We start from the raw sequence: 10678 nt of genomic DNA, 5'->3' as shown, positions 1-10678 counted from the left end.
TGGCGATTCCTGATATGGACAAGGCTGCTGCCAGTGGCTGGAACGTGTTTTTTGTGACGCTGGACGCCGTGCTGCCGGTGTCGCTGAAAGTGGTGCTGTACGTGTTGATTTTTGTCTGCCAGTTGTTATGCGGCCTGGCCACGGTGACCTCGGCCTCGCGCATGATCTTTGCTTTTTCACGTGACGGGGGGCTGCCCGCCTCCAGCGCACTCAAGCGGGTGCACGCCACCTTCCGTACACCGGTGGCGGCGATCTGGACCGCCAGCATCGTGTCGATTGCTTTCACGCTTTACACCCCGGCCTACGCCACGATTGTGTCGGTCACGGTCATCTTCATTTTTCTGTCGTATGGCCTGCCGGTCATTGCCGGCCTGTTTGCCTACCAGCGCAGCTGGACCAAGATGGGGCCGTGGGATATGGGGCCGATGTACCGGGTGGTTGGCGTGCTGACGATGGCTGCCATCGCGCTGGTGTTTTATCTGGGTGTGCAACCTCCCAATGACGCGGCCTTGTGGATCACGCTGGTGTTCCTGGCGACCACCTCGGTCATCTGGTTCGGCTTTGAGCGCCGCCGCTTCAAAGGCCCGCCGATGGGCGAAGAAGTGGCCCGTCTGCAGGCCGAAATTGCCGCCGCCGAAAAGGCGCTGGCCGCCGCCGAGCAGACCAGCCATGGGTGAGCGGCTGCGCCACCGGGTGGCCCTGATCTCAGGTGGTGCCACCGGGGTGGGCGGTGCGGCGTCCAGACTGTTTGCGTCGGAGGGTGCGCGGGTGGCCATTCTGGACATCAACGCCGCAGAGGCTGAGCGTACCGCGCAACAGGTGCGTGATGCCGGCGGCCAGGCGCTGGTGGTGGTGGCGGATGTGTCTCGCGCCGCGGCTGTCGAACAGGCGGTGGCACAGGTGGTGCAGCAGTGGGGCACGATCGACGTGTTGTTCAACCACGCTGGTTCGATTGTGGTGAAACCCTTTCTGGAGACCACCGAAGATGATTGGGATCACCTGATGGCGGTGAACGTCAAGAGCATGTATCTGGTGACCCGGGCCGTGTTGCCACACATGCTGGTCAAGGGGAGGGGCGCAATCGTCTGCACCTCGTCCATCTCGGCAGTGGCCGCTACCCCGGGTGAGGTGCTCTATGACACCACCAAAGGGGCTTGCCACATGTTTGCCCGTGCCATTGCAGTGGAGTACCGTGACCGCGGTATTCGCTGCAACGCGGTATGCCCGGGGTTCATCCGCACGCCGCATGGTTTGCGTGAGGTCGATGCGCTGCAAAAAATGGGTGTGGACGTGTCTGATGCCGCCATGGCGGCTGCTCAAGGCCGCATGTGTGAACCAGAGGAGGTGGCCGCCGCGGCGCTGTTTCTGGTGAGCGACGAGGCTAGCTTCGTGAATGGTGCCCAGCTTTTTGTGGACAACGGGTTCACCGCCGTCTGAGGCTGCATTTATCAACGAAACATGCCTCTAGCCCGGTTGAAATATGCACATATTGCTATTAATTAGATAGCGATATGTGTGTGTTTCTGGTGCCTGGCTACCAGCCGCCCTGTCACAACCAGATACCACCACAAGCCTTGGCCAGCGGACAAGAATGGGCTCCCGTTCAACAACCAACAGGAGACCGATATGGCAGCCAAGAAGATCTTGATGATTTGTGGTGATTACTGTGAAGACTACGAAACCATGGTGCCGTTCCAGACCTTGCTGGCGGTGGGGCACACGGTGCACACGGTCTGCCCGGACAAAAAAGCCGGTGACCAGATCAAGACCGCCATCCACGACTTTGAAGGGGCGCAGACCTACAGCGAAAAACCCGGCCACAACTTCACGCTGAACGCCACTTTTGCCGACATCGCGGCGCCAAACTACGACGCCCTGGTGATCCCCGGTGGCCGCGGCCCGGAATACCTGCGCAGCTACCCGGCGGTGGTGGCCATGGTGCGCCACTTTTTTGACAGCAACAAACCGGTGGCCGCCATTTGCCACGGCGCTCAGCTGCTGGCGGGTGCGGACGTGCTCAAGGGCCGATCCTGTTCGGCCTATCCGGCCTGCCGCGTTGAGGTGGAGCGCGCGGGCGGCACCTATGCCGACATCGCCATTGATGGTGCCTTCACCGAGGGCAACCTGGTGAGCGCCCCGGCCTGGCCGGCGCACCCGGCCTGGATGGCCCAGTTTCTGGCGCTGCTGGGCACCCGGATCACGTTGTGATGTCCCCCGGCCGCGGCGGGCCTCTGGTTTGTCCGCATTGACCGGTGTTTGCCGCGTCGGCATGCTGATCACCTCATGCCCACCGACGGAGCCGCCCCATGTGCCAGGTCTTTATCAACGCCGACCCCCATTTGTACGACTGCCGCGCCCGCTCGGTGCGCCTGCATGGTGTCGCCACCAGCATCCGGCTGGAAAACCTGTTCTGGAACGTGCTGGACGACATTGCCCGGCGCGACGGCATGAGTGTGCCGCAGTTGTGCACCAAGCTCTATGACGAGCTGATCGAGGCGCGTGGTGCGGTGGACAACTTCGCCTCGTTCCTGCGGGTGTGCTGCGGGCGTTATCTGGCCCTGTTGTTGTCTGGGGGCATTCCGTCGGACGGCTCGATCCCGATTGCCAGCCTGAATGCCCAGCGGGTGTTGGCCAGCGAATGCTGGCCATTGGCGATGGCGCCGCGGCAGCGGCCGGTGGTGCAGGCGGCCTGACGACCGCCCCGGCGCACGGCAGGCCGGCTGCGCCAGCCCGGCTCAGTTGAGCATCATGCTCAACTTGCGCCGGTAACTCGATACCAGGGCCGCCTGCGGGTCTTCCTGCACGGCGGTCTTGCCCAGCACCTCGATGCCGCCAGCGGTCTTGCCCGTGGCCTGGCTGACCGTTTTGGGTTTGGGCGGTGTCAGCAGTTCCAGAATGGCGACAAAGGCCTTGCGCGGAGCCTCTTCGGCCCACTTCTTGTCACGCATGATGATTTCCAGCAATTCGTCCATCGCGGCGGTCCACTCGCCCAGCGCCATCAACAGGCGGGCCTTGGCAAAGCGGGTGTCAAAGTCGCGTTTGTTGGCCGCAATCTTGTCATCAAACTGCTCGACCGCCCAGGTGGCATAGTCACTGGTTGCGATGAATTTGATGGCGCTGAGCCACTGGTTCAACGCCTCAAAACGCAACTGGCGCGGAATTTCGCCGAGTTTGGCGGCCAGGGCGGCCTCGGCCTCCTCATGGCCACCGAGTTCGATCAGCAGGCGGATGTAGTCATAACGGGTGTCGTCATTGCCCGGGTCGGTGGCCAGCGCGTCGGCCAGTTTTTCCAGCGCCGCCTGTGGGTCGCCGGCCTGCAGCAGCGCCTGGGCGGCGTCGGTTTCGGCTTCGGCGGCCAGTTCCCCCTCGCTGGGCAGGTGTTTGTCCAGAAAGGCGCGCACCTGCGCCGCACCTTGCGCGCCGGTGAAACCATCTACCGGTTTGCCACCGATCATCAGGATGCAGGTGGGAATGCTGCGGATACCAAACGCCTGCGCCAGTTGCTGCTCCTCGTCGGAGTTGATCTTGACCAGGGTAAAACGGCCCTGGTAAGCCTCTTCCACCTGCTCCAGAATCGGGCCGAGCGACTTGCACGGGCCACACCACGGCGCCCAGAAGTCGATCAGGATCGGGGTGGTCATGGAGGCGGCAATCACCTCGGTTTCAAAGTTTTGCAGGGTCACATCAATCATGGTGGCTCCGGGTATCGGGGGTCAAACGTAAAATTCAGGAATGAACTCAATTCAAATCGGTGTGCTCATGGGCTCCAGCTCGGACTGGGACACCATGCAACACGCAGTCCACATTCTCCAACAGTTCGGCATCACGCACGAGGCGCGGGTGGTATCGGCCCACCGCATGCCCGATGACATGTTTGCCTACGCGGAAACGGCGGTTGGCCGTGGCCTCAAGGCGATCATTGCCGGGGCGGGCGGGGCCGCGCACCTGCCAGGCATGCTGGCAGCCAAGACCACGCTGCCGGTGCTGGGCGTGCCGGTGGCCAGCAAACACCTCAGCGGGGTGGATTCGCTGCACAGCATCGTGCAGATGCCCAAGGGCATTCCGGTGGCCACGTTTGCCATTGGCGCTGCCGGGGCGGCGAATGCGGCCTTGTTTGCCGTGGCCATGCTGGCCAACACCGACATCGTGCTGCGGGCCCGGCTGGAAGACTTCCGGGCGGCACAAACCCAGACGGCGCGCGACATGACGCTGCCGCCCGCCTTATGAGCCGCCAGATTCTGTTGCCAGGCAGTGCGGGTGTCAGCGGCGACCAGCAGACCACGCTTGGCGTGATGGGCGGTGGCCAACTCGGGCGCATGTTTGTACAGGCCGCGCAGGCCATGGGCTATTTCACCGCGGTGCTTGACCCGGATGCCATCAGCCCGGCCGGGCTGGTCAGCCACTACCATGTCCAGACCGACTACCTGGACCAGCAGGGCCTGGCCCAGCTGATGCAACGCTGCGCGGCCATCACCACCGAATTCGAGAACGTGCCGGCGCCGGCCCTGCGCACCTTGGGCGCCGTGCGTCCGACGGCACCGGCAGCGGACGCGGTGGCGATTGCCCAGGACCGCATCCAGGAAAAGGCCCATCTGGCCCGCGGCGGCGTGGCGGTGGCGCCTTATGCCGTGATTGAAAACGCCGAGCAACTGGCAGCAGTGCCTGAGCAGCTGTTGCCCGGCATCCTGAAAACCGCCCGCCTGGGTTACGACGGCAAGGGCCAGGTGCGGGTAAGCAGCCGCGCCGAGCTGACCAGCGCCTGGCAGGCGCTCAACGGTGTGCCCTGTGTGCTGGAGCAGATGCTGCCGCTGGCCGCCGAGTGTTCGGTGATCGTGGCGCGTGGCTGGGACGGCGCGTGTGTGAACTTTGCGCCGCAGCTCAACCTGCACCGCCAGGGCATTCTGGCCGTTACCCAGGCTTATGAAGGAAATCTGCCCCCAGCCCAGGTAGAACAAGCAGTTCTAGCTACCAAATCAATAGCTGAAGAATTGGGTTACGTGGGAGTCTTGTGCGTCGAGTTTTTTGTGCTGGCCGAGGGTTCGCCCGAGCGCGACGCCCTGGGTGCCCTGGTGGTGAACGAAATGGCACCACGCCCGCACAACAGTGGCCACTACACACTGGACGCCTGTGACGTGTCGCAATTCGAGCTGCAGGTGCGTACCCTGACCGGGCTGCCGCTGGTGCAGCCACGCCAGCACAGCGCGGCGGTCATGCTCAATCTGCTGGGCGACCTGTGGGTCGACGGGGTCACACCGCCCTGGGACCAGGTGCTGGCGCTGCCCGGCGTTCACTTGCACCTGTATGGCAAGCTCAAGGCCAGCAAGGGCCGCAAGATGGGCCACCTGACAGTGACCGCCGAGAGCGCCAGCCAGGCCCATGCCACAGCGCTGGCAGCGGCCCGCGTGCTGGGCATCGAGGCGTTCTGAGCATGCGGCTTGGCAACCAGGTGGCCGCATGATCCTACCCGGAAATGCTTCTGAATCAATAGCGGCTTGTGTAGACGCTGTCCGGGCTGGAAGGTTGTTTGGCTTACCAACCGAGACGGTGTACGGCCTCGGCGCCGATGCGGACAATGATGCTGCGGTGGCGCAGATTTTTGTCGCCAAGGGGCGCCCGGCTGACCACCCCCTGATTGTGCATGTGGCTGATGCCACAGCGGCTGCCCATTACGCGGCACACATCCCGGACTTTGCCGCTGCACTGATGGCGGCTTTCTGGCCTGGCCCGCTGACCTTGATCCTGCCGCGCCGCCCGGGTGTGGCCGCAGCCGCCGCCGGGGGGCAGGGCAGCATCGGCCTGCGTTGCCCGTCGCACCCGGTGGCGCAGGCGCTGCTCAAGGCCTGCGCTGCGGTCGGCGTGTGGGGGGTGGCTGCGCCCAGCGCCAACCAGTTTGGCCGCGTCAGCCCGACCACGGCCGAGCACGTGGCCGGTGAATTTGGCGATGATTTGCTGATTCTCGACGGGGGGCCGTGCAGTGTGGGGATTGAGTCCATCATCATCGACTGCACACGTGGCCAGCCGGTGTTGCTGCGTCCGGGGGCCATCACGACCGATCAGGTTCAGGCCGCGTGTGGCCTGCGGGTGCTGCAAAAAGACGAGGTGACTGCACTGGCCCAGGCGGCGCCCAAGGCCTCCGGCACGCTGGCATCGCACTACGCCCCGCGTGCCAAGGTGCGGTTGATGGTGGCACCGGCCTTGCAGACTGCGCTTGACCTGCTGGGCCACGATACAGGCCAGGCCGACGGGCGTCCGGCCATCGGCCTTTACTGTCGTGGCGGGACGGGCAGCCCCTCCCGTCATGTGCTGTATCGGCGCATGCCTGACGACGCGGTCAGCGCGGCGCAGCAGCTGTTTGCCGTGCTGCGTGATTTTGACGCCCAGGGTGTGCAGGTGATCTGGATCGAGACGCCGCCCGACACCCCGGCTTGGGCTGGCGTGTGTGACCGGCTGCAGCGCGCAGCCAGTTGAGGCCTTGGCGCGGCATGGCGTCCGGCACCGTCATCCAGCCCGGCTCCTGGCAAGCGTGGAAGGCGGCCTTTCGGCCCGCCAGCCTGCCGCTGACCGTGGGTCCGGTAGCGGTTGGGGCGGCCATGGGGTTTTGGCGCACCGGGGAGCTGCCGGTGGTGTTGACGGCTTTGGCGCTGGCTGCCGCACTGCTGATGCAGATCATCACCAATTTGCAGAACGACATCGGCTTCACCGCCCGTGGCGGTGAGCGGGTCGGGCAACGCATCGGGTTGCCACGTGCCACCGCCGAGGGCTGGCTGCGTCTGTCCACGGTGCGCCGGGTCATTCTGGGGCTGTGTCTGCTGGCGACCGCGCTGGGGTTGACGTTGGTGGTCTGGCGCGGCTGGCCGGTCCTGGCCATTGGTGTGGCTTCCCTGACGGCGGCGCTGGCCTATATGGGCGGGCCTAAGCCGATCGCCTACACGCCCTTGGGAGAGTTGACGGTGCTGCTGTTTTTTGGTCTGGTGGCGGTGCTCGGCACCGACTGGCTGCTCACCGGTGGCGCCAGCGTCGTCAGCGTGTTGGCGGCGCTGGCGGTGGGTAGCCTTGCGGCGGCGGCGCTGGCAGTGAACAACCATCGTGATCTGGAACACGACCGCCAGGTCGGACGGCGTACGTTCGCCGCCCTGTTTGGGGTGCGGGCCTCGGCTTGGCTGCTGGCCGGGCTGTTGGTCGGCCCGTTTGTCCTGGTGTTGTTGATGGCGTCGGCCGGCTGGCCCCTGCTGCTGCCGTGGCTGCTGGCACCGACGGTGGCCGGACTGTACCGCGACTTCCGCCAGTGTCAACCAGGACCGGCTTACAACACCATCCTGTTTCGGGTGTTCCGGCTGGAACTGGGTTTTGCCGTGCTGCTGTCGGCCGGGGCGGTGCTGGCGCGGCTGCTGGGCAGTTGAGTGACCGCCGGCTCAGGCGCCAATGGCCGCTTAGTCGTAAAACGCTTCGACCTGGCCCTTGAGCTTGATCATCAGCGGCTGGCCCTTGCGGTCCAGCGTCTTGCCGGCCGGCACCTTGATCCAGCCTTCGCTGATGCAGTATTCGGCCACGTCCATGCGGGGTTTGCCATTGAAGCGGATGCCCACGTTGTGTTCGAACACGGCGGCCACATGGTGTGGGCTGCGTGGGTCAATCGAGAGGTGGTCAGGCAGCGGGGGATAAGTGGTGGTGTCGGTCATGGGAGGCGGTTTTTTCAATCAATGCGAACAGGGGTGTATTTTCAACCATGTCAGCAGCCCAGTTTCCGGTAGTCCTGGCGCAGGCGCAACAAGCGGGCCTGGACGTCTGCCAGGGCCGGCGGTGGGGCCAGCTTCTCCTCTTTCTCTGCAGCAGGTATCTGGGTGTCCAGCCGGGAACACGTTTGTTGCGTGCCGGCGGTGAGTTTCATGCGTCGGCTCAGGGCGTCGAGCTGCCTGGCATCCATGCCGGTGAGCGGACGCACGGCGTCGGCAAAAATCTCCCGATGGTGTTCGCGCTGGACATCGCGTCCGATGACCTCGCGGCCAGAGGTTTTGTTGAGGCCGCGTGTGGGTTCCACTTCCAGCCGCTGGGCGCCTGGACAGGGTGAATCGGAATAGACCATCTTGCCGGCTACTTGGCACTTGAACACGGTTCTCGATGTTGACGGCAACGGTTGTGCGCCCACTGGGGTCGACGTCAAGCCAAGAGACACGCCGACTGCAGCCACACAAAGAAGAAAAAAATGCATCACGGTTGATTGGAAGGCGACAGGATCACTCTGCGGAGTCCGGACTCTGTCGTCGAGGCATTCTAGAAGTCGCCTGGCCGCGTGCCTATCCCCCATTTGGGGGAGTTGGAGGCATAAAAAAAGCCCCGGTAAGCGGGGCTTGGATCAGCCTGCGTTGCAGGCTTTGCTGTCGGGAGGATGTCTCCCTTGAGGCTGGCTGGGTCAGAACCAGCCGACTTGGGCCATCCGTCTGGTCACCAGTTGAGCCAGCAGTTTGTAGCCATAAGGCGTGGGGTGAACGCCATCCGCAAAACCGTAATGCGACACGTCACCGGCGATGACGTTATTACCGTTGCAGGTCAGTGAACTGCCCAGCGGGTTGGTCGGCGCACTGAGGTTGCAGGCCGGAACGGTGACGTTGGTCAGCCCATAACTTGCCGGGCTGGCCGCCTGACTGCGATGGTCAGCATAAGCGTCCACGATGAGCACATTGGCGTTTGCCAGACCGGCTTGCAACTGGGTGTTGAAGGTAACCACCATGGTGTTGATCAGACCCTGGGTGGCCGCATCCTGGGCGTAGGCGAACGGGGTCTTGCTGACGTCGGGCAGGTTGACCACCACGACGTATCTGGCACCTTTGCCAAGGATCTGGGTTTTGGTGTAATTCGCCAATTCGGCGCCCGCTGTGCCCATGGCGGTCACGGCGGCGGTGGATGCCTGGTTGGTTGCGTCTGCGACACTCATGCCACTGGCTACCAGCGCGGAGACGGTGGGGCTGATGGTGGCCAGATTGATAAAGACATCATTGCCACCCGCCATCACGGAGACCAGTTCGGTACCACTGAAACTGCCACCTTTGGCGCTCAGGTGATTGGCGATCTGGGTGACCACCGGAACAGTGAGCTGTCCCAGGATGGCATTGCTGCCACCCAGCAATTTGTTACCTGGCCCCACCGGGTTGGTCACACGGGCGCCACCTTGGGCGTAACCATAACAGCCGGTGTGGTTCACCACGGGCACCTTGAAGCCCTGGGCGGCGTCACCGTCAAGGCCGGTCTGTGCCGGGCAAGGTGCTGGCAAACCAGCCTGGGCAGCAATCAGCTCGGTCCAGTTATTGGAGGGGGTTGGCTCGGCACCGATGGCGCCGCCAATGCCGTTAACGATGTATTTGCCGCCGCCCAGCGCCGCCACAGTACCCACCTTGTAGGTGCCGACGTCACTCAGGCTGTCTCCAAAGGACACCATGGAGGTGAATTTGACGGGGCCGTTATCTCCACCACCGCAAGCTGCTAACAGTAGCGCTGTACCGAATACCGCTCCCCAAGTTGACAAATGCCGCATAAATTCTCCAAAAAAGTTTAAAAGAACGATCGTGCTATTTCTGTAACAGGATGTTAGCGTTGGCGGCCGGTATCGGGAATCGGGTAAACCCGCGGCGTTGTGCCAATGACGCAATACCGGCAGCCATCAATCCCCCAGCACCAGGTGTGGTAAGACTTCCACGAAGGGACGTGGTGCGCCCTCGTCCTGGCCGTCGATGATCTGGAAGGCGGCTTCCATCAGACCGCTGACATCCTGACGGGTCATGTGCACCGGGAAACGCAGGTAGCTGGCAAACGGGTTCCAGTCACAACAGCAGAACACACAACGTTCCAGCTCCTCAAGTGGCAGGGTTTTCAGGTAATTGATGGCCCCTTCCAGCACCACAGATGACGCAAACACAATGCCCCGGGGTAGTCCGCCGAGGCTGGCACACAGCTGTCGCAAGTCGGTTTCTGCCAGGGCGGCGTCGTAGCCACAATTGCGGATTTGTTGCGGCTCAAGGGGCCATTGCTGGTTGACGGTATCGGCAAAACCCTGTACCCGTCGGCGGGTGGCGTAGTCACCGGCAATACCACCGATGAAATACAGCCGGTCCCGCAACGGGGGGTGCTGTGGCCGGGAACGGGCGATCAGGATGGCGGTCAACTGTGCCGCGCCCCAATAGTTGTCGCTGGTCACAGAGGGCGCCAGTGTGCCCGGCAGGTCGACGTTGACGTGTTTGACCCCATGGTGCTGGCAAACCTCGCTGACAGCGTCGGGCGCCGTGGCGCCAGCGACCACCAGATACTCGATCTGGTAACTGATGAGAGTGGCCACCGTGGCCACTTCCAGTTCAGCGTCACGCAGCGTGCTCACCACAATGGGTTGCAAATGGCGCGTCCGTGCCATTTCGTCAAACACCTGCGACATGCTGCCAAAAAAGTGGTCCTCATGGGTCGGGATGATCATGCCGATCAGGCCGGAGCGGCTCTTGCGCAAGCCGCTGGCCTGGCGATTCACGCTGTAGCGGTGTTCCAGGGCCAGCGCCTGCACCCGATTGGCCGTTTCTTCACTGATGCGGCGCTGCCGCCAGGTGCCGTTCAGAATGGCGCTGACGGTGGAAGAAGACGTCTGCGCCAGTTCGGCCAGGGCATAAATGGTGGTTTTCCGGTCGCTGGCTTTTTTCAT

Annotated in this window: 13 protein-coding genes; 8 read left to right on the top strand and 5 right to left on the bottom strand. The window is 63.5% G+C overall.

Features of this window, described 5'->3' with window-relative positions:
- The 4 genes from PHW99_RS09075 to PHW99_RS09060 all read left to right on the top strand — a co-directional run.
- Nucleotides 1–677: amino acid permease (locus tag PHW99_RS09075; protein WP_300175950.1), on the top strand; the 677-nt coding region annotated here is incomplete at its 5' end.
- Nucleotides 670–1437, top strand: a complete 768-nt coding sequence (locus tag PHW99_RS09070) for an SDR family NAD(P)-dependent oxidoreductase (protein ID WP_300175947.1) — start codon at nt 670–672, stop codon at nt 1435–1437. The genes PHW99_RS09075 and PHW99_RS09070, both read left to right, overlap by 8 nt.
- Before the next feature lie 189 nt (nt 1438–1626).
- On the top strand, nt 1627–2208 hold the full coding sequence (locus tag PHW99_RS09065) for a DJ-1/PfpI family protein (protein WP_300175944.1): 582 nt from the start codon (nt 1627–1629) through the stop codon (nt 2206–2208).
- Between the two features lie 98 nt (nt 2209–2306).
- The gene (locus tag PHW99_RS09060) at nt 2307–2693 is read left to right on the top strand and encodes a ribbon-helix-helix domain-containing protein (RefSeq protein ID WP_300175941.1); all 387 of its coding nucleotides are present in this window, start codon (nt 2307–2309) and stop codon (nt 2691–2693) included.
- Between the two features lie 42 nt (nt 2694–2735).
- On the opposite strand, the gene trxA is transcribed toward PHW99_RS09060, so the two are convergent.
- Nucleotides 2736–3692 (bottom strand): thioredoxin, encoded by a 957-nt coding sequence (gene trxA / locus PHW99_RS09055; RefSeq protein WP_300175938.1) that lies wholly within the window; start codon nt 3690–3692, stop codon nt 2736–2738.
- Between the two features lie 40 nt (nt 3693–3732).
- On the opposite strand from trxA, the gene purE reads away from it, so the two are divergent.
- The 4 genes from purE to menA are packed head-to-tail and all read left to right on the top strand — an operon-like array spanning nt 3733 to nt 7400.
- On the top strand, nt 3733–4227 hold the full coding sequence (purE, locus tag PHW99_RS09050) for a 5-(carboxyamino)imidazole ribonucleotide mutase (protein ID WP_300175934.1): 495 nt from the start codon (nt 3733–3735) through the stop codon (nt 4225–4227).
- Entirely contained in the window at nt 4224–5426 is a 1203-nt protein-coding gene (locus PHW99_RS09045) for a 5-(carboxyamino)imidazole ribonucleotide synthase (protein WP_300175931.1), read from the top strand. The genes purE and PHW99_RS09045 overlap by 4 nt, the downstream gene beginning before the upstream one ends.
- 28 nt (nt 5427–5454) lie before the next feature.
- Nucleotides 5455–6468, top strand: a complete 1014-nt coding sequence (locus PHW99_RS09040; protein WP_300175928.1) for an L-threonylcarbamoyladenylate synthase — start codon at nt 5455–5457, stop codon at nt 6466–6468.
- Between the two features lie 14 nt (nt 6469–6482).
- Nucleotides 6483–7400 (top strand): 1,4-dihydroxy-2-naphthoate octaprenyltransferase, encoded by a 918-nt coding sequence (menA, locus tag PHW99_RS09035; protein ID WP_300175926.1) that lies wholly within the window; start codon nt 6483–6485, stop codon nt 7398–7400.
- A 30-nt stretch (nt 7401–7430) separates the two neighbouring features.
- On the opposite strand, the gene PHW99_RS09030 is transcribed toward menA, so the two are convergent.
- From PHW99_RS09030 to PHW99_RS09015, 4 genes are all read right to left on the bottom strand, one after another.
- The gene (locus PHW99_RS09030) at nt 7431–7679 is read right to left on the bottom strand and encodes a DUF3297 family protein (protein WP_300175924.1); all 249 of its coding nucleotides are present in this window, start codon (nt 7677–7679) and stop codon (nt 7431–7433) included.
- Nucleotides 7680–7729: 50 nt separating this feature from the next.
- Nucleotides 7730–8110 carry a hypothetical protein gene (locus PHW99_RS09025; RefSeq protein ID WP_300175922.1) on the bottom strand — a complete coding sequence of 127 codons (381 nt, stop codon included), beginning with the start codon at nt 8108–8110 and terminating at the stop codon, nt 7730–7732.
- Between the two features lie 300 nt (nt 8111–8410).
- Nucleotides 8411–9433: an SGNH/GDSL hydrolase family protein gene (locus PHW99_RS09020; protein WP_300175920.1), complete on the bottom strand. Its 1023-nt coding sequence runs from the start codon at nt 9431–9433 to the stop codon at nt 8411–8413.
- 222 nt (nt 9434–9655) lie between these two features.
- The gene (locus PHW99_RS09015; RefSeq protein ID WP_300175918.1) at nt 9656–10678 is read right to left on the bottom strand and encodes a LacI family DNA-binding transcriptional regulator; all 1023 of its coding nucleotides are present in this window, start codon (nt 10676–10678) and stop codon (nt 9656–9658) included.

This window comes from Rhodoferax sp., from assembly GCF_028689305.1.
Classification (GTDB): domain Bacteria; phylum Pseudomonadota; class Gammaproteobacteria; order Burkholderiales; family Burkholderiaceae_C; genus Rhodoferax.
This window is presented reverse-complemented; position numbering and strand designations above follow the sequence as displayed.